Below are 20320 nucleotides of genomic sequence, written 5' to 3' on the forward strand. Positions count from 1 at the left end.
GTTTATATCCGTTGTTATTCCGGTATACAGTTGCTGATAGCGGTTTTCTACCATATAAATATACCAGGTTGTCTGCCCCGTCTGCTCTTTTTCCTTCTTCACTGGTATACTCTTGCGCAACGTTTTTATCAGTTAATGAAACTATGATTTTACCAGATTTCAGTCAAACCCACATTCTAATCGTTGGCGACATCATGTTAGACCGCTATTGGTCGGGCGGGACGTCGAGGATCTCACCTGAAGCACCGGTGCCAGTGGTGAACGTGCAGGATACCGAAGATCGCCCAGGTGGTGCAGCGAATGTGGCCATAAATGCGGCTACCTTAGGGGCAAAGGTGACACTACTGGGGTTATGTGGGGATGATGAGAACGGTCATATCCTTGCAGAACGTTTGTCATCTTATGCGATTGAGCCCCACCTCATTCGTTGTCCACAGCGGGACACCATTACCAAATTACGGGTGATGAGCCGCAATCAACAACTGTTACGCCTCGATTTTGAAAAAAGCTACGCCGATATGGATAAAGCTGAATTACTAGCGGCTTTTAAGCAGGCCTTATCCTCCCATGATCTGGTGGTGCTATCCGATTATGCAAAAGGGTGCCTGTCCCATGTTCAACTCCTTATTGAGGCGGCCCGGGCGGCAGGAAAGCCGGTTATTATCGATCCTAAAGGCCATGATTTTACTCGTTATGCCGGGGCAACGCTCATCACGCCCCATCGCGACGCACTGTCGTTGGTAAAAGTCAGCGCGAAAGAAGAACCTGAGCATCGTGAGCAGGCCCAGAGACTGCGACGGGATTGAAACCCATCGGCCCCATTACTGACCCGTTCTGAACAAGGCATGACCCTGTATGAAGATGGCAATTCAGCCTATCATTTACCGGCAAAAGCTAAGGAAGTCTATGATGTTACTGGTGCTGGCGATACCGTGGTATCTGCGTTAGCTGTCTCTATGGCCGCCGGCCTTTCACTTAAGGAAGCTTGCGTGCTGGCCAATATTGCCGCCAGTATTGTGGTGGGGAAATTAGGAACTTCCACAGTAAGTACAACGGAATTGGCGGTGGCATTATCGGAACAATCTACCCATTTAGATGGTGGCGTTATGACTGAAGCGCAGTTAGCAGAAGCCATGCAGCAGGCCCATCGCCGAAATGAACGTATTGTCATGACCAATGGGTGTTTTGATATATTACATGCCGGCCATGTGAGTTATCTCCAAGCGGCGGCAAAACTGGGTGACCGATTAATTGTTGCAGTCAATGATGATGATTCGGTTACCCGTTTAAAAGGCCCCGGACGTCCGATCAATAATGTTAGCCGCAGAATGGCCGTTCTGGCGGGGTTAGGGGCGGTAGACTGGGTTGTCCCCTTTTCAGAAGATACGCCTCAACGGTTAATCGCAACCCTGTTACCTGATGTCTTGGTAAAAGGGGGAGATTATAAAGTGGAAGAGATTGCCGGCGGAAAAGAAGTGATGGAAAACGGCGGCGAGGTGCGTGTTTTGCATTTTGAAGAAGGTGTTTCCACCACAGGTATTATTCGCCAGATAGTCGGTGAATAAAGGGTTACTAAGGTATATTCTATCCTAAATAGATAGAATCATGGCGAACAGGGGGGCTTTAGGATACCCTTAAGTTCAATGTGAGCAGTGTTTTCTAGGATCAGCGGTATTTTTCATGTACGAAAGTTTTTATGGACTCGATTCAAAGCCGTTTCAGCTAACACCTGATCCGGCATTTTTCTTTGCCAGTAAATGGCATAAAAGAGCAATGTCGTATCTGCAATATGGGTTATCCCAAGCTGAAGGTTTTATCGTCATTACCGGTGATATTGGTACGGGTAAAACGACCATTGCCAATAGTTTATTGTCTGAAATAGAAGATGATATTGTTGCCGCCCAAATTGTTACCCCGAAGCTTACGCCGGATGAACTGGTTAAAATGGTGTCCTCTAAGTTCGGCATCAATGTGGCAGGGCTAACGAAAGCTGATATTTTAAAAGAACTGGAAGGCTTTTTGTTTGCGCTAAGCAAGCAAGGACAACGGGCGTTGCTCTTGGTGGACGAGGCGCAAAATTTGCCTCTTGAAACCATCGAAGAACTGCGGATGCTATCGAATTTCCAGGAAAATGGTAAACCACTGCTACAAAGCTTTTTGTTAGGCCAAGAAGAACTTCAACCCATACTTCGTGCCCCTAACATGGAACAGTTTAGGCAGCGTATTGTTGCCTCCTGTCACCTTGCTCCGTTGGTGGAAGAAGAAACCAAACGTTATATTGAATACCGGATGGAGCATGCGGGCTGGAATGGAAATGCCCTGTTTTCTGACGAAGCCTTTGCTCGTATTCATCAGTTTACTCGAGGCGTTCCTCGTAAAATCAATACATTGATGGACCGAATTTTACTTTTCGGCTTCTTAGAAGAGTTAGATGTGCTTGATGAAACCGCGGTGAATACGGTTATCGATGAGGTGCGCGAAGAAATGTTTGTGCCTGATTCACCGTCTTTCACAGACAGTGATTTAGCGGATGACGATGACGACGATGAGGATGAGATCGATCTCGATGAAGTCATGGCACAAATAAAGGGTAAAGGGCCGCATAAAAAATTAATTACGCCCAATGGTAATGAAGTGCAGGATGCGGAGTATTACAAAGCCATGTTGGCGGAACTGGTGGATGCCCTTGATGATGCCATTGCCCATAAAGTAAAGCTGACGCAATACATCGATAAAATGCTTAAAAAGAAATATAAAACCTACGTTAGATTAAAAGAAGACGGGGAATAATTTGCAGTTTTGCCATGTTTGGTAAAAGTACAATGAATTTAACAAAAAAGCCGCTTATATAAGCGGCTTTTTTTATTTGAAGTCGTATTTGAGCGAGAAGGTGATCCGACGCTCGTCATAACTTGTGCCGTACACCGTGGTATTTAATGTACCGGAACGACGTATATAACCGAGCTCAACATCTCCTGAAAGGTATTGACCAAATTTCCGCTTGTAACCGATGGTACTGGACCATTGCTCGTTATCACCTTCGGTGGTGGATGTACCGGTTTGATCAATGTGCCCATACTGAATTGAGCTTAACAGGTTGGAATAACGGCTCAGTTCATAACTGCCGCTAATACTCGCCGCATAGGTTTCCCGTTGACGATCCAATTCAAGGTAGTCATCGTTAGCATATTGCAGGTTGAATGTGAGGGTTGTGTGTCGACCTTGTAATCCAAACTGAGCCACACCGGATTTTCTTAGGATGATGGCGTTAGATAGTTCCAGTCCTGTGGAGATGATTTGTATTAACTGTTCATCATCCGCCGGCGTGTAGTCCAGTGAACTGGCTAGGTAGCAGGAATCCGCAGTGAAGCTACCCGTAGGGCAAACAAAGATACCAAGGGTTTCGGCCGTTGCTGCCAAGGCCGAATAAGAGGTGACCTGCTCTGTATAGCTCACCAGACCGCGTACTTTACGGGAGTTATAAGTTATACTGGCACTGGCTGACTTACCGTAAAATCGATGACCATAAGACGCTTGGACACTGGTACGTGGCGTGATTGCCCATTGGGCATCCAAACCAACAAAGGTGTCGCCATCGTCAGCGGCTACATCGGACTCTATTTTATTGGCGGTAATTGAAATATAGCGATCATCACCTAGGCGATAGGTTAACCCTAAACCATAGCTTTTGAAATCGCGATCATTGGAAAACTCACCGCTGCTATCGGCTAAGTCATTCGCATCGTATGTAGCGGTAACGCGCACCGCCCAAGGCCTATTGAGCACCGTATCAACGTAGCCATTGACATATTCGCTGCTGTAGTCGCCATTGGAGGAGGATTCATCGCGTTCCAAATCCTGATAATTACCCTGAATCATCCAGAAATAATCGTTGGCATCATCTCCGCTGGTAAACAACATCGTACCTGTAATCGCATCACTATTAACCGACGCTGTGCTGCGGTATTCGTTTTCCGAACCTTCGGTTTTAGAATAGGTTAACGAGGCCGTACCTGTCACCCAATCCCCTTGGGGTAGGGTAAAGTAACTTGCGTAACTTTGGGTTTGTACTTTGGCCAGAGAATCTGCATTAAGAAAATAATCTGACACCAAAAAGTCACTGCCAGAACTATCAATATAACGTTGGGTTCCTTGGGTTTGAAAACGTAAAACGTTATCGATAGCTTGCCAGTTTAAATCGTAACTATATTCCGCAAAGGTATCTTTTCGTGATGCATCATCGGCATCTCGATCTAGGTGGGTAACATTCCCTACCAGACGACCAGAGATGGTTCGAGTATTCAGTAGTGCCACAATTTCCGGCGTTAATGAATAGGTTACTAATTCTTCATCTATCACTTCAGAATGACGGTTTTGTAACAACGTCGATCCTTCTATAGATGCAGAGACATCTAGCCCTTTGGCAACGCCTAACTGGGACACTATCGCCAATGCAAGGGGCGATAGTGTCACTAGCCAATGTTTATTTTTGCCAGTAGGTAGTTGCATACTAAGACTCTTGCCTTTCCGAGTAGTAATAACCATAGTAGCCGGTTCCTTCCGGATCGCTGTTGACTGATTTGTTAACCACAAAGCCAATGGCCATATTGGGGTTTAATCTCTCTACAGCGTGTCGAATGTCATTGATTTTGGATTTCCCTTCTTCAACAACAACCACAGCCTGACCTGCAAAGTTCGCCAATACAGCCGTTTCTGTAATACCGATAAGGGGGGGCGTATCAAAAATTACGATACGGTCGGGGTATCGATTGGCAAACTCGTTTACCGTGTCTGCCATTTTTTCACTCGCCAAATACTCGGTGGTCAGATGATGAGAACGACCCGCTGGAATAATTTTTAGTTTATCCACATTGGTGGGGTAGAGTACATCAGAGATGTCTTCAACCTCTCCGGTGAGATATTCCATAAGCCCTTTGCGTCGCTCTAACCCTAACGTGTTTAGTACATTGGGCTTTAGCACATCCGCATCTACCAGCAGAACCGTTTTATCTTGTTCTGCGGCAATACTTAATGCCAGATTACAGGCCGTAAAGGTTTTACCTTCCGAAGGACGACCACTGGTGACCATGATGATATTACTGTTGTTCAATGTGGACGAGAGTTGCCCAAATGCGTTATTCAATAGTTTGCGTTTAATTTCACGATATTCTTCGTTAATTTGTCTACGCAGACCGGATATGGAAATATGTCCATTGCTTTCCAGTCGTTCAATATTGATATTAAAGGGCGTAAGTTCAGAATTTGGTCCCCGGGCTGAAGGCGCGGCGCTTTTTCGCGCAGCCTTGGCCGAGGCATTTTTCGGTGCCACGGTGTCAGACTGGGTTTCATTGTCTAAAGCTTTTTGTTTTTGTTGCGCTTCACGCTGACGCTGCAACGCCTTTTCAATAGTACTGCTCATTAGAAAGCACCTCGCAGTAAATCAATATTAAGCAATTCAGCGCCAACTAATACACCATATATAACGACCAAGGTGCCTGACGATAAGAGGAAGACTCCCATGCGCATTCGGTTTGATTTCTTTATTTTATCAATATGTAGGTGTGTCACTGTGCCCCATACTGGATAATCCGTTACTTGTTGTAATTGTGAAGCGCGTATCAACAATGGCGAGAACTGACTGACCAAGAACGCCAGCCCGGTTCCTATGCCAAAACTAAGGAACAGAACCATAGTATAGAACACTATCCGATAAGGACCAGACGGTGTATTTGGCTCTAATGGTGGCTCAATAATACGGAATTGAAGTTCTTCAGCAGAGACATCGGCACGACGGGATAGGTCGGCGGATTCACGACGAGAGAGTAATTCTTCGTATTTTTTCTTGGTAATGTCATAGTCACGGTTTAACGATGCGGATTCCGCTTCAATTTGAGGAACCAAGTCAATTTTGGACTCTAATTCTTTAATACGTCGTTGTAAGTCCTGCTCTTTTACCTTTAAGGCCGCAACAGAACTTTGATGACGACTGATCTCCAGTTTGATTTCCTGATTAAGATCACTCATGGGGACATCATCATTCTCTTCCCCAGCGCTATCGTTAAGGAATTCGTCGATTTCTTTCTTACGGGCTTTTTCTAAACTGGCTAGCAGCGCCTTAGTCTCTATGACATCCGGGTGTTGTTCGGTAAACCTTAGCTTAAGGCTATCGAGTTGTTCTTCTAACGCTTTAATGCGCTCATCATAACGAGTACGCAAAACCGACTCGCTTTCATTGGTTACACCAAAACTATCACCGGTTTTCTTAGCCCTGGAAAGCTGGTTTTTTAATGAGTCGACTTGCTGGTTGGTTTGCTTTATAAGCAAACGTGTGGCTTGTAAATCGTTGTTTAGCGTTTGCAACGTGGTATAGAAGGTGCCTTGCAAGGGCAAGATGTTACTATATTGACGTTTAAAATCAGCCAAGCGCTGTTCGGCTTCGGATAAACGGGATTCATATTCTGCAATCTGTTCATCTAGAAAACGGTTGGCCGTATCCGTATCTCGCCGGTTATTCCCTAACGCTCCTTCCACAAACAGGTTCAGGGTTTCCTGAACAACGGTTTGTGCCATGGCGGCGTTTTTATTTTCATAGGAAATGGTAAAAATGTTGTCACGACCCGTAGAGCGTAATTGGATCTGACGTGACAGGGTATCGATAAGATTATCGAATTCCTCGTCACTGGTGGTGGTTAAATCTAAGTCACTTTCCCTGGCGATGGTCTCTACGTTCGACCTGCTTAGCAGGGTTTTTGCCATCATCTGAATTTCCTGATCAGGATTCGATTGGATGGCAAGCCCTTTTAAGAGAGGTTGGAGAACCGATCGGGTATCGACAAACACCACGGCCTGCGAGCGATAAATATCGGGCAAAATAGCGACATAGGCGAAACCAATTGGACAAAGTATCCAGGTACACACCATAATTAAACGCTTTTTAACCCAAATTCCCTTTAAGTAGTCATTCAGCTGACCGAGGGTGCGCTGTAATTCCTGCATTTATTGTTCCAACTACCTGTACTACTAGAACCAAGCTTCAGGGATGATAACGATATCTCCCGGTAAAATATCGATATTTTTAGAAATGTCGCCATCGCGAATCAAATCATCAATATTGACATCATAAGTGGTTTGTTTTCCATCAACCACCCGAACCAACTTAGCATCATTACCGTCAGCAAATTCCGTTAAGCCGCCCACAGCAATCATGACATCCAGTAGCGTCATATTTTCAGAATAGCTAATCGCACGAGGGTTGGCCGCTTCGCCAATCACGCGAACCTGTTCACTTAAAGGCCCAGAAAAGTTATTTACACTTACCGTAACCCGAGGATTATTGATAAAGGTAGACAGTTTTTCTTCCAATTCTCGTGCAAGCATTGAAGGGGTTTTTCCGGCGACGTCCACATCTTCAACCAACGACGTCGTCACTTTTCCATCTGGACGAACAATAAATTGACCAGATATTTCAGGGTTACGCCAGACAAAAATCGTCAATGAATCACCAGGCCCAATAAGGTATTGGTAGTCATTTACATTTGTTGTCATTGATGGGTGAGCTGTTGCCTCCGGCAACGTTGAGTGGCTTGTGCATCCAGATAGGGCTGTCATAGCGCCGACAACCGTCAAACTTAATATGTGTTTAGACCAATACATGAGAGTTCATCCTACACTCGTTATAATCAATTTTCTGCCTTAATGTAATTTACCCTACGGCAAATAGCACTATAATGCCAACATCTTGTATAGTCTATTACAATAATAACCTTTATCATGAACAAAGATGTTGCAGTTTCAGGGGGCCAAGGGTGGCGATAAATAAGCACAATCAGAGTAAACGTTCCAATATACTTGTAGTAACCGAAGCGTTACTCATTGCCTATATGGGCTATATCACGCAGTTTATTCTGGTCCAAATAGGCTTGAGTAATCCAGTAACAATCGAAAAACTAGTGGTCAATGTAGGATTATTGACTGTTTGTATTCTTCTGTGTTCGTTGTCTGTGGGGTTGTACGAAGCCAAACTTCGTGAAACTTTCCGCGGTATCATAAGACGTATCTTTGTCAGTGTTGGGCTAAGTTATTTTCTGGTTGAAGTGATAAGTCGCGCCTTATTTGATGAACTTGTCATGCACTCTTATTTCCTACCCGCCGCTGTGTCCAGTACCATTATCATGCTGGTTATCTTTCGGTATTTTACCAACCGTCTTGGCTTGCTGGGTTTAGGCAAGGTACGCATTCTGGTGTTAGGTGCCGGCGAACGAGCCTCGATTATCGAAAAACGTATGCGTCGTGATGTTGACCGTATTGGGTTTGATCTATTGGGATTTGTTCCTATACCTGGTGATAACCGAGAAGATGGGATAAAAAGAGAAAAAATCATCCACGTTAAGGTTGATGAAAATTTTCAGCAGTTTATTGCTGAAAATGAAATTGAAGAAATTGTTATTGCTTGTGACCAACGTCGGGGAACACTGCCCATTGATGTGTTATTTGAATGTCGCTTACGGGGCATTGAAGTGACAGACCTGCTTGATTTTATGGAGCGGGAAACCGGGCAAATTGTGGTTAACCTTATGTATCCCAGTTGGGTGATCTACTCAAACGGTTTTCATAGCCAGAATTACCTTCGTGATGCCCTCGACTACTTATTGAACGCATTCCTTGCCACCTTTATTTTGTTATTCGCATGGCCATTTATGCTCATGACGGCATTTATTATTTGGTTGGATGACGGACGCAGAACCGGGTCTTCAGTTTTCTATAAGCAGGAGCGGGTTGGTCTTAATGGTAAGTTGTTTAAAATCATTAAGTTTAGAAGTATGCGTCCGGATGCGGAGAAAGATGGTGCAAAATGGGCCAGTAAGAATGATGATCGGGTTACCCGTATCGGCCATTTTATCCGTAAATACCGTATCGACGAACTCCCACAGCTGATCAATGTTTTTAAAGGCGAAATGGCATTTATCGGCCCACGTCCTGAAAGACCCGAGTTTGTGGAAAAGCTAGTTCGGGAGGTGCCTTATTACAATCAGCGCCACAATGTGAAGCCCGGTTTAGCCGGTTGGGCGCAGCTTAACTATCCCTATGGTGCAAGCGTCGAAGACTCTATGGAAAAACTCAAATTTGATCTTTACTATGTCAAGCATCAAAGTTTACTGTTGGATATTTTAATTCTTATCCGAACCGTTGAAATAGTCTTGTTTGGCAAAGGGCGTTAGTTCCCCACGATATTTTTTGTCATCAGGGAAGTAGGGATAGCAATAGGAAGCAGTTAATGCAAAGTAAGGACGGTTTTTTCTCGTTTTTTTCCACACACCCGGCACGGAATCTGTTTTGGGTTTCCGTGCTACTCGGTGTTGTATGGGCACTATTTAACACCCCGGTTATGGTGACCTTGTGGCGACATGGTTTTGATGATGGCACCTATTCTCATGCCTACCTGATCCCATTTATTTTCATCTATCTTATTTATGTACTGGCTAAAACGGGCCAGCTCATCCCGCGGGATCGCCTCTACGTTCCTGCGATTGTTTGCAGCGTAATCCTATGTGTGTTGTATTTTGTTGCGCTGGCCTCACAGATTAGTTTGCTGATTTGGGGCTTGTCGTTAGCCATACTGGCCAATCTCTATTGGATGGTGTTTCGCTTTTCCTGGGGGCTTGCCTACACGGTAGCATTTTTACTCTTTATGTATCCATTGTGGGGCACATTACAGACTGCGCTACAGCACCTTTCTGTATTTTCTGTAATGAATATCATGGCATTAACCGGTATACCAACGTATGTGGAAAATACCTCCGTGATGATTCCCGAAGGCACCTTCATTATTGCCGGCGGGTGTAGTGGCTTGCGCTATTTTCTGGTGTCCTTGGCAATAGGAAGTCTTTTTGTGTTTCTGAATTTGCGCCGGTCATCGTCTATTGTGAAGTTTATGCTGCTAGCCATCATTGGCGCCCTGATCACCAATTGGTTACGCATTGCTGCCTTAGTGTTGATTGGTCATTTTTCCAACATGCAAAGTGACTTAATGCGTGATCACAATAATTTTGGCTGGTATATCTACGCGCCCTTTGTGATTATTCTATTTTGGTATGGTGAAAAACTGGCGAAAAAAGAACCTTCGGATCCCATGGAAGACGCAGCGCCTACTATGGGGACTCGGCTTCATACTCAGTCAAAAACACTCATCGGGGCCGCTTTACTCGTGTTGCTTTCCTCATCGGCCCTTTCGTTATCGCTTTTTTCTTCCCCCCAGATGCCACAGGCCCAATGTGCATCCTTTGACAGTCTCGGTGACGTGGCTCCGTTGCTGCCTTACCCTGCTTATGAATGTGTAACACGTGCCCAACTGGGTAGGGGTTATGTGGACAAAGGGAAAGTGGTGTTTAACGGTTCTGATATTGATGGCAAGCCCACCCAATATCAGGTTCGCTATTTCCCTGAACACTGGAAAGTACTTAGTCGGTCTACACAGCAGGGCTGGAATACGGTAACCACCGTATATAAAGGACAACACCACTTTTTTGCCTGGCGCTTTTTTATTAATGGCGAAACCACGCCGAGTGTGGTTGAGATGAAAAAGTTACGTTTAGAAAATGCGTTTATGAATATTCGGGAATCTGGCTTGGATTGGACACATATTCAGTGCAATGGAAACTGTGATGCTGAAAAAGCATCTTGGAATACCGCCGCACGAGTGTGGTAAACGTGCGTATTTCTCGCATTACGTCCCGTGATGAATTGCAGGCGCTACAACGTGATTGGGATGCGCTTTACGACCGGGCCGAAAACGGCCAGGTCTTCTTAAGTAGTGCTTGGTTGCTCACTTGGTGTGAGGTTTTTAAACGCCACATAAGGGATTTGTCGGTGTATTGTGTCTGGGATCAACACAAGCTTGTTGCTTTGCTTCCTTTGTATTGCCCCGTGGCCAAGCCGCGTCATCTGTATTTTCTGGGTACCGGGGAACCAGAAAAAAGCGAAGTTTGTTCCGAGTATCTCGATATCTTGCTCGATGGGGCTTATGTGGCTGATATCAAGCACGCCCTACTAACGGTGATTGACGCTTTTAACAAAACCTTGTTTATCCCAAACATACGCCAAAATGCGCAGCTTAAACGTTGGCTGGAAGGGGCGGTACCCAAAGGGCGATTGCTCCAGCAAAGTCACCTGCGTCGTTACTTCATTCCTTTACACAATCCACCACTAGCCAAATCTAAATTAAGAAAAAAAGCCACCCGCTATTACAATACTTTCTTAAAACAAGATGGCGCGACGGTTGTACGACCTGAAAATTTGCCCCAGGCTATGGCCATGTTTCAGACATTGGTTACACTTCATCGGCGTCGTTGGCAAAAAAAGCAAACCCAAACCATTTTTGATGATCCGGATTTTATGGCTTTTCATCAGTATTTAATTCCCCGTTTATGGGAAAATGGGCGCTTAGCGCTAACGCAACTGGCGGTATCTGACGACGTCATTGCGGTTTTTTACGGGTTTACCAATGATAAAAGTATGTTTTTTTATCAAAACGGTATTAATGAAGAATTTAAACCTAACGTATCTGCCGGTAGTATCATGCATCTTGTGCAGGCCCAGTTCGCACTAAGTGAAGGTCTGGATGAATATGATTTTCTTGGCAGTAAGCCGGACTATACCTATAAAACGCGTTTAACAACCCATGAAGAGCCGCTATTTAAAATAACGGTCTATCCTTCAATAGTACGAAAATACAGGGAAATGATGGTGGTTTTAATACAAAAAGTGATTGCCCGTTTTTACAGGAATAGGAAATGAACAACCAAGCCATCGTCTCTGATCAGAGGGATAAGATCGTGCAACCGGCCGAGGAATTTAAAGCCACCTGTTCTATGGGATTCTTTTTCCTATTTATTTATACGGTGTTGGTTTTTGTGCGCCCTCACGAATGGCCGATATTTGAATTAAACTTTCCTTTGTTAAGAATTTTTATCGTTCTGGCGTCTATCAGTTACCTCGTCTCCCTTTCTCCGAAAATCTGGAATGTACAGTGCTCCTTGTTATTGGGCATGTTTTTCGTGGTTGTGCTCTCCGAATTTCGGGCATTTCGATTTTTCGCCAATGCCTATGTGATGCAAGATTCCTTTGTATCGAACTTTTTACCCTTCTTATTGTATCTTGGCTTTTTGCAAACCTATGCTCGGCATCGATGGATCTTGTTCGTTAGCATGGCAGCATCCTTAGTGATGGTGCAGCAGGCCTGGTCGCAAATTTCCAATCCGCTGGGAATCGGTTGGGCAGAAGCCGCAATGCCTCGGGGCGACGCCCTGCAAGCTCGGTATATCGGTATCTTCAATGATCCCAATGATATGGGGATGTTTTTGATCATGAATGTACCGCTTGCCGCTTACTTCATGACACAAGCGAAAAGTAAAATCATGAAATTGGTGTATCTATCTTGTGTTGCGGCATATTTAGCGGGAATTTACTGGACCGGTAGTCGAGGCTCATTAGTGGGCATATTTGTTGTATTTATTGCTTTTTTCTATCTTCGATATGGCAAAGTTAAGACCATTGTTTTGACATCACTGGCGTCCCCGGTGGCTATTTTTGTGATGTCAAAATTTCGTGCGATATCAACGGACGATGAAAGTGCTAATTCCCGACTCGAAGCCTGGTATCAAGGGGTACAAATGTTCAAATACCGGCCCTTGTTTGGTGTGGGGAAAGAACAATTTGTCATTTATCACAATAAAACGGCACATAATTCCTACGTATTGACCTTTGCCGAGCTTGGAACCGCGGGCTACACGCTGTGGATGACCTTTATCTTTATTATGTTCGTCATGCTTATTCGGATAAGAAAATTGGATGCGCAGCGTGCAACGAACAAAGCCTTATTCTTAAAAGAGCAAGCGTCGGCAGTTTATCTTACTATTTCAATGATAGGCTTTTGTACCACTGCCTTTTTCATCAGTCGTACTTATATTCTCTTTTTCTATATTTTCGCCGCATTGTGTGCAGCCTGTTATATCAGAGTCAGTCGAATACACCCTGATTTAAAACCCAGTATATCTGGGCCTAGTTTCTTCAAGTGTGCACTGGGGGCGTTTATTTCCCTTCCGATATTGTACGTAATAATTATCGTTCTACTTGGACTATAGCAATAAGATGAGTATGCAACAGAAAGTCAGTGTCATTGTACCGTTTTATAATGGGGGAAAAACAGTGGGGCAAACCCTCGCTGCCTTGTTCGCCCAGACCTATACCGACATCGAAGTCATCGTGGTTAATGACGGTTCACCGGAACCTTTAGATAGTCATATTCAGCCCTTTGAGACTGAACCAAGACTCAAGGTTATTCATCAGGAAAATGGTGGCGTCGCTGCGGCTAGGAATACGGGGATTAAAGCGGCCAGTGGCTCGTTTATCGCCTTTTGTGATCAGGATGATATTTGGCATGCTGATAAATTGGCCCAGCAAATGCCTCATTTTAGTAATCCCGCCATCGGACTTGTCTATACCGGCACCGAAGCGGTGAATACCCGTGGACATCGCCAGCAAATACTGCCGGCCCATGAGGGACGTTGTTTCGCCGCCCTAAGTAAGAAGAACTTTATTACCTGTTGTACGGTGGTGTTACGTAAATCACTCATTGAGCAAATTGGTTATTTTAACGCCGACAGACAACTGCAAGGGGTTGATGATCGTTTCGTATGGATGCGTGTATCCAGGTTATGTGAGTTTGCGGTAGTGAAAAAGCCCCTCGCTACCTATGTTATTCACGGTGATAATTATTCCTTAGATAACCAGAAAATGCTGGATGCCGATGTGTATTGTATGCAAACGCTGGCGGCATTGCCGGATATGGGGCGTGATGAAATCGATTTGTTGGAAACGGGGTTACAAAAGGTGTATTTACACTACGGGAATAACTTCCTTTATCGCAATGAGACTCGCAGCGCCGGTAAGTGTTTTTTGTCAGCGTGGAAAACCAATAAATTACGTTTGGATTGGCTCATGTGGGGAATGCTTCTTTATGTGATACCGCCCGCTTTTATTGTCCAACTAAAACGTCTGCGTAAAGCCATCATTTCATAGGAGCGGCAGTGAAAAGCAAAGCACTCATTATCATTGGGATGCACCGAAGCGGCACCTCAGCGGTGTCCGGTTCGTTGTCAGAGCAGGGCGTCTTTATGGGGGATGACTTGTATGGCCCGCAAAAAGGTGTGAATGAAAAAGGCTTTTTTGAAAATTCGGCCTTGGTACGTTTCAACGAACGGTTGTTTGATGAATTGGGCTGGTCTTGGGATGATCCCCTGGCATCCGCCCATAGAGAATGTGAATGGGAAAAGCTGGATAAATGGTTGCCAAAGGCAGTCTCGTTAATCCAGCGAGAATACGGCAAACATGCTGCGTGGGGGATGAAAGATCCCAGAACCTCACTGTTATTACCTTTTTGGCAGAAAGTATTAGCACAAGTGGAGGTAGAACCCACTTATGTTGTTATGTTACGTCATCCCGCTGAAGTGGTGGGGTCTTTGGCAAAGCGGGATCAATTTTCAACGGATAAATCCCTAATGCTATGGTTGAATTACACCCTGTCTAGTTTGATGAATACCACACCCGACAACCGTATCGTGATTACTTTTGATGATTTAATGACATCGCCTCAAGAACAAGTAAAAAAAATATACAGCCATGTGGACATACCCATTGATACGACCATTAAATCCGCTTTTATTGATACCCGGTTACGTAAGCAAAATAATCTACAAGTGAGTCAAACCCCTTTGGGTACGTTAAGTGAATCGGTATTCAATCAGGTTTCAAAAGTTGGGGATTTACCAAACAGTCTGGTAGAGCAATATAATCAACATTGTGATGGCTTATCTTCGGTACTTAAAGAGCACATTAAAGACATTAAAAAATCGGAAGTCTTTTATCGTCATTTATTTTTTCGTTCCTATCGCTCCCTTTGGTGGAAAGTGGGTTTACCGCTGAAAAAAACGGAAGAATTTGTGCGCAAGTTACTGAATATTAAGCCGGAGATTTAATCGTGCGCGATGAGGTCATTTATTCTTTAAAATGGGTCGCTATCGGTAAAATCATTGGTCAATCTATCCGCTGGATAACCACCATTTTTACCCTAAGGCTGCTTTTTCCTGAAGACTATACGATTATCGCTTTGGGGTCCTTTTTCTCGGCATTACTCTGGTCTGTGAGTACAGGCGGCATCACGTCTTCTTTGATTCGCGAGCCTAACCTTACGGTGGAGAAACAGTCTCAGTTTTTCTCTTTTATGATTATCGCTCACCTGTTGTTTTTTGCCCTTATGCAACTGAGCGCCCCCTTTATTGCGTCTTTTTATGACAACCCGGCAATAGAAGCGGTATTGCAGATCACATCGTTTAACTTCCTGATTGTACTCATTGGTATTATGCAGCAGACCCAATTGAATCGGGATATGCGCTTTAAGCAGTTGTCCTTGATTGATGCATTCAGTGAGTCGGTGGGTTCCTTGACCACGGTATCCATGGCCTATATGGATTTTGGCTTTTGGTCTATTGTGGTGGGAAACTTAGTGGCAAGCACGCTAAAACAGATAGGCTATTTAACTAACGAGCGCACCTGGGTTTGGCCAGCACGAATAACGTCGTCGATTAGAGACATGGTGACGTTTGCTAAAAAGGCATCCTTCTTTGGGATACTGGCTCATTTAACCAGTAATATTGATATCGCCATTGCCGGTATTGTGATGTCCAGCTACGAGGTGGGTATCTATCAGTTTGCTATCGTTGTTGCCATGATCCCAGCATCCAAAGTGATGCCCTTGATTCGGCAAGTCGCGTTTCCTGCGTATGCCAAAATTCAAGATGATCCTGAACGGCAGCGTCGTTATTTCCAAAAGTCCCAAAGGATGGCCTATCTTTTATTCATACCGGTATTTTGGGGGATTGCCGCCTGTGCGATTCATGCCGTTCCACTTATCTTTGGTGAAAAATGGCAAGCAGCCGGTACGGTAATCATGCTGTACTGCCTATCCATGCCATTGCGTTCGGGGTTTGAGATGTTTTCTCCTTTGCTGAAATCATCGGGTAATCTCAACATTATGATCTCCAATATGTTTATAACACTGGTTATTCTTATTCCGTGTTTTTATTTTATTGGTACAACACCGGAGAGAATGGCCGTAGCTTGGCTTGTTGGCTATTCCTTAGCGTATGTCATCACGACGACGCGAGCCTGTGCGGTTATTGGTCTGTCATTAAAAGATAAATGGCGAAATATTACCGCGCCTTTTATAGCCGGTGCGGTAATGTTTGTGGGCGTTTATTGGCTAGGTACATGGCTAGGTACATTGAATCTCTTCTCTATTGGCATTGTTATTGCTCAAATTTCGGCAGGCGGCTTTATATATCTTACGATCCTGTATTTTGTTAATGCCAAGTTTATTAGTGAGTTAAGTGCTTTAGTTAGGAGAAAAGTAAAGTGATTGTTTGTGACAAATTTAAGTTTGTTTTTATACAGAACAAACAAACGGCCTGTACCGTCATCGCGAATGAGCTGGTTGAAAATTACGGCGGTCAGCATGTGTTGTCTAAACATGACTCACTGGATAAATTTTTCAGGATCGCCACACCACAGCAACGTAAGTATAAAAAGGTAATTGGGATTAGAAACCCATTAGACAAAACCCTGGCCCAGTACTTCAAGTACATGTCCGATCATCATGAGTATTCCGATCCACAAAACTGGGAAGAAAATGGTGGCTGGAGTCATCAATCTCAGGTTGAAGCCTTCATGGATGTGAATAAAGCGGGTTACTCCTTTGACGACTACTTCTGGAAATACCTAAATTATACCTACATGAATTTTTATTTTATCCCTGGGTTTTCCTATGATTTTGTTATGCGTTTTGAAAATCTTCAGGAGGATTTTTCCACTATGCTTAAGACCGTGGGCGCGGAACAGGTGCGTCCATTGCCTGTAGGTAACAAAACGAAGGTCAAAAAAGAAAGTTTTGAAGCCTATTACACCAGCGATAAAATGAAAGCCACGGCAGTGAAAAACTTTGGCCCCTTTATGCAACAGCAGGGCTATGCGTTGCCTGAAGGTTGGGGCACTGTGCCGTCAAGTTCCGTCATCAAATATAACGCATTATGTTATGCCTCTGCACTTACAACGAAATATCCATTTTTAGATCATCGTAAAGAGCCTATGCGTACCATCAAATTAAAACTTCGGGGGCGTTAATCCATACTATGAATCCTTTACTTTGCTCAATGTTAGTGGTGTTTCTTACGTTTTCCTCTCTCACTTTTGGAAAAGATATTGTGCAAGAGGGGTGCGCTAAAAAAGATATTTCGGTAAGAGCTAACGGTAAACGTAAGCAAGTTACGTTTCCCAGTGCGGTGGGGGTTCAACCAAACGAAGCATTGGTCTCATCGTGTTTGATTTTCTCCGGTATAGATACGTATCTGACTGTACAGAGTAAAGGGGTTGAGGTGTCCTTAAATGAGCAGCCCTTTGTCGTCGCCAATGGGCAGAAGATAAAAGACGGCGATAGCATACGATTACGAGCTATGGCGCCGGCAAAACAACGCAAAGGTCAAAGGGTTATTGTTAATCTCTTTGAAGATCCCAGTGCGGTACAATTAAAACGTATGCAGTATCTGTTGATTTGGCGTATTTATACGTCCTCTACACCAAGTCAGCAAACCTATAAAGTTGGGCCGAATTCTATTTACCGTGAAGTCGATGACGTGCTGGATTTAGTTCATCCCGGCGACACTATTTTATTAGAGTCAGGTGCCACTTATCAGGGCTTCATTGCGAAAAATATCTCGGGTACAAAGGATGCGCCTATTACCATTAAAAGCGATGCGAAATCTGCAATGGAGCGGCCCCGTTTAATTGGAAAAGGGGGAGGCCGACGGGATTGGGTCGTCGGGTTATCGGGTTCATACTTTTGGCATATAGAAAACCTTATTATTGAACATGGTGATGTCTGTGTACGTCATGAGGGGGCGTATACGGTTATCCGTGACGTATTAATCAGGGATTGCCATCATGGCGTATTAGGCACTGACCAAAATTCCGGCTCCTTAACCATAACTAACAGTGAAGTGGTTGATTCGGGAGGGAAAGTAGAAGGGCGCGCTTGGGGACATGCCATATACATCGCAACGGATCGTGATCGATTTCCCGGTAGTGTTTTTACCTTGGAAAACAGTTTTGTTCATGGAAATCGGGGGAATGCCGTTAAATCCCGTGCTGAGATCACCCGCATCGAGCACAACTGGCTGGAAACCTCTAGCGATGAGCAGTCCCGTTATTTGATCGAATTAATTGGCTATGATGCCTATGATGACAGTGAACCTCTTTATGGCTATGTTGAAGATAATGTGCTTGTTCATATTGGTACGCAGCACAGTGTTCGCGTTGGGGGAGATGGCACGGGGAGTAACCGTGGTCCGGTAAGCTTTAAACGTAATTTATTTGTTTTTTCCAAGGATTTTGCTGGCACCATTTTTCGTATTTACCATGGTTTAGGCTCGCTGGATGTTACCGACAGCGTGTTTTTATTAGCGAATTCATCGCCCATTCTGATACGGGATATGTTAAAGCCTAAGCAATGGACGTTCGGGAAACCACGGGTGCACTTTAGTAACAACCAGTTGGGTAAAGTCGCCATCCAATATTATCATCATGACGGTGAAGCTGACTTATCCCAGCCTTACTTTTCTGATGTTGAACTGGATAACGATACCATTGATTTTGTTTCACTGGATGTCACGGACAATGATTGGATGCCGAACCTAATGTCAAACTATGGGGATAAAAAACAGTGGTTGATCCCGCCATACTCTCATCGTCCAACCCCAGAACGCTATATTATGAGCGAAATTAAGTAAGGACAGTAATGTCGGTGAAATAACGATGGATTATGCTGTATGCTAAGTGAAGTCATTGGGTTTTGTAATGCGCCCTTATGGGTAGATAGGAAGAAATTCGCGAAAAAACTAAATTAAAATTCTACCACTTAGTTACAGGAATAGAGGGTTAAAATTCATGATGAATAATCAGCCTGTTATCGTAGGTGGTGTAGGGGGAAGCGGTACTCGAATCATCTCAGAAGCTTTAATTCATATGGGCGTTGATATGGGGCATACCCTGAATCATGCCAGTGATAACTTACTGTTTACTTTGATGTTTAAACGCAAAGAATGGCTACTCAAGAATATTGATAGGCCTGAAATTGTGGCGCCTGTTATTAAAACCTTTGCCCATTTATCGGGGGCTGAAACCTCTTTGACAATGGTTGATGTGCAAATTATTGCCTTTACCTTTTTTGATTGGATGCGACATAAAGAAACGGTAGAGGGCTTAGGCCGCCGTTTTGCTTATAAGAATTTTTTGAAGGTAGTTAAAAATCGTCGGCAAAAACAAAGTGATGGAGCGCTTTGGGGGTTCAAAGAGCCGAATTCTTGGCTGTTGCTACGGCATTTTTTAAAGGCGTATCCAGATTTAAAATATATTCATACTATTCGTCATGGCATCGACATGTCGTTAAGCGAGAATCAACAGCAGTGTATAAACTGGTCTCGACATGTATTGAATGAAGATATCACCGCCTCGTCCTGTACACCAAGACTGTCATTTAAATATTGGGTAAAAGCAAATCAATCAGTCTTAAATTTTGGGCAGCAATTGCCAAGTAGCCAATTTTTGGTTATTCGATTTGAAGATTTATGTGAATCGCCAGACGAAACAATGCTAAGACTAATTGAATTTTTAAATGTGGATATTAGCGAAGATACGCGGGCACGGGTGCTGGGTTTACCTGAAGCTACAAAATGTATGCGCAAATACCAAGATAAAGATTTGATTCACTATGATGACGAGGATCTCGATGCACTGCCAGGCCTCGGTTACCATGTTTGACATTATGCCTCAATAAAAAAGCTGCCTATTGCAGCTTTTTTTGTCTTTAGTGATTCATTTTAAATCGTCGTGGCACTTTCACGTTTTAGTAAAAGTGATAATGCCATGGCGTAGAGTAACCAACAAAACCCAATTAAAATGCCCCCATCGTGGCATCACTGTCTTTATAGGTTTTAAATACCGGGGCTTGTTCTTCGGGTCTTGTGTTTGCTGCCTTATACATGGCCTCTAAGTAGTAAAGGGGATTGTTAAAGGGAATTTCACCATTAAAAGCGGCGGCTGACGTGCCGAGACTAAACAAGGGGTTGTCGGTATCGGCGTAGACGCTTTTGTTGGTGTAATTCACGCTCACCGCGTCAATATTGTTACTGGCAATATTGTCGTAATACCTGTCGGC

At 44.1% G+C, this 20320-nt stretch carries 16 protein-coding genes and 1 pseudogene; 12 read left to right on the forward strand and 5 right to left on the reverse strand.

The window, feature by feature from the left end; translation table 11 throughout:
- The first annotated feature begins 143 nt into the window (after positions 1 to 143).
- A pseudogene (gene hldE, locus V5298_RS14205) lies at positions 144 to 1565 on the forward strand (bifunctional D-glycero-beta-D-manno-heptose-7-phosphate kinase/D-glycero-beta-D-manno-heptose 1-phosphate adenylyltransferase HldE).
- Positions 1566 to 1680: 115 nt separating this feature from the next.
- Positions 1681 to 2790, forward strand: a complete 1110-nt coding sequence (locus tag V5298_RS14210; protein ID WP_332932108.1) for an XrtA/PEP-CTERM system-associated ATPase — start codon at positions 1681 to 1683, stop codon at positions 2788 to 2790.
- Positions 2791 to 2862: 72 nt separating this feature from the next.
- On the opposite strand, the gene V5298_RS14215 is transcribed toward V5298_RS14210, so the two are convergent.
- The 4 genes from V5298_RS14215 to V5298_RS14230 are packed head-to-tail and all read right to left on the reverse strand — an operon-like array spanning position 2863 to position 7608.
- Positions 2863 to 4509, reverse strand: coding sequence for a TIGR03016 family PEP-CTERM system-associated outer membrane protein (locus V5298_RS14215; RefSeq protein WP_332932109.1), 1647 nt, complete (start codon positions 4507 to 4509; stop codon positions 2863 to 2865).
- A gap of 1 nt (position 4510) precedes the next feature.
- Complete coding sequence (locus V5298_RS14220; RefSeq protein WP_332932110.1) at positions 4511 to 5419, reverse strand: XrtA-associated tyrosine autokinase; 909 nt, start codon at positions 5417 to 5419, stop codon at positions 4511 to 4513.
- The gene (locus tag V5298_RS14225; RefSeq protein WP_332932111.1) at positions 5419 to 6996 is read right to left on the reverse strand and encodes an XrtA system polysaccharide chain length determinant; all 1578 of its coding nucleotides are present in this window, start codon (positions 6994 to 6996) and stop codon (positions 5419 to 5421) included. The genes V5298_RS14220 and V5298_RS14225 overlap by 1 nt, the downstream gene beginning before the upstream one ends.
- Positions 6997 to 7020: 24 nt before the next feature.
- A complete protein-coding gene (locus V5298_RS14230; RefSeq protein ID WP_416351188.1) occupies positions 7021 to 7608 on the reverse strand; it encodes an XrtA/PEP-CTERM system exopolysaccharide export protein in 588 nt (195 codons plus the stop codon).
- A gap of 197 nt (positions 7609 to 7805) precedes the next feature.
- Here V5298_RS14230 and V5298_RS14235 point away from each other — a divergent pair, with 197 nt between their 5' ends.
- From V5298_RS14235 to V5298_RS14280, 10 genes are all read left to right on the forward strand, one after another.
- Positions 7806 to 9218 carry a TIGR03013 family XrtA/PEP-CTERM system glycosyltransferase gene (locus V5298_RS14235; RefSeq protein ID WP_332932113.1) on the forward strand — a complete coding sequence of 471 codons (1413 nt, stop codon included), beginning with the start codon at positions 7806 to 7808 and terminating at the stop codon, positions 9216 to 9218.
- 56 nt (positions 9219 to 9274) lie between these two features.
- Positions 9275 to 10705 (forward strand): exosortase, encoded by a 1431-nt coding sequence (gene xrt, locus V5298_RS14240; RefSeq protein ID WP_332932114.1) that lies wholly within the window; start codon positions 9275 to 9277, stop codon positions 10703 to 10705.
- Between the two features lie 2 nt (positions 10706 to 10707).
- Positions 10708 to 11793 (forward strand): GNAT family N-acetyltransferase, encoded by a 1086-nt coding sequence (locus tag V5298_RS14245; RefSeq protein WP_332932115.1) that lies wholly within the window; start codon positions 10708 to 10710, stop codon positions 11791 to 11793.
- On the forward strand, positions 11790 to 13139 hold the full coding sequence (locus V5298_RS14250) for an O-antigen ligase family protein (protein WP_332932116.1): 1350 nt from the start codon (positions 11790 to 11792) through the stop codon (positions 13137 to 13139). The genes V5298_RS14245 and V5298_RS14250 overlap by 4 nt, the downstream gene beginning before the upstream one ends.
- A 7-nt stretch (positions 13140 to 13146) precedes the next feature.
- On the forward strand, positions 13147 to 14076 hold the full coding sequence (locus V5298_RS14255) for a glycosyltransferase family A protein (protein ID WP_332932117.1): 930 nt from the start codon (positions 13147 to 13149) through the stop codon (positions 14074 to 14076).
- An 8-nt stretch (positions 14077 to 14084) separates the two neighbouring features.
- Positions 14085 to 15032 (forward strand): sulfotransferase family protein, encoded by a 948-nt coding sequence (locus V5298_RS14260; protein WP_332932118.1) that lies wholly within the window; start codon positions 14085 to 14087, stop codon positions 15030 to 15032.
- Positions 15033 to 15034: 2 nt separating this feature from the next.
- The gene (locus tag V5298_RS14265; protein WP_332932119.1) at positions 15035 to 16471 is read left to right on the forward strand and encodes a lipopolysaccharide biosynthesis protein; all 1437 of its coding nucleotides are present in this window, start codon (positions 15035 to 15037) and stop codon (positions 16469 to 16471) included.
- Complete coding sequence (locus V5298_RS14270) at positions 16468 to 17232, forward strand: sulfotransferase family 2 domain-containing protein (RefSeq protein WP_332932120.1); 765 nt, start codon at positions 16468 to 16470, stop codon at positions 17230 to 17232. The genes V5298_RS14265 and V5298_RS14270 overlap by 4 nt, the downstream gene beginning before the upstream one ends.
- A gap of 8 nt (positions 17233 to 17240) precedes the next feature.
- Positions 17241 to 18893, forward strand: a complete 1653-nt coding sequence (locus tag V5298_RS14275; RefSeq protein ID WP_332932121.1) for a hypothetical protein — start codon at positions 17241 to 17243, stop codon at positions 18891 to 18893.
- Between the two features lie 157 nt (positions 18894 to 19050).
- Positions 19051 to 19923, forward strand: coding sequence for a sulfotransferase (locus V5298_RS14280; RefSeq protein WP_332932122.1), 873 nt, complete (start codon positions 19051 to 19053; stop codon positions 19921 to 19923).
- Positions 19924 to 20056: 133 nt separating this feature from the next.
- Here the strand turns inward: V5298_RS14280 and V5298_RS14285 are convergent.
- The coding region (locus V5298_RS14285) for a hypothetical protein (protein ID WP_332932123.1) at positions 20057 to 20320 on the reverse strand (264 nt) is incomplete at its 5' end.

The sequence above is a fragment of the Alteromonas sp. 14N.309.X.WAT.G.H12 genome (genome assembly GCF_036697315.1).
Classification (GTDB): Bacteria; Pseudomonadota; Gammaproteobacteria; order Enterobacterales; family Alteromonadaceae; genus Alteromonas.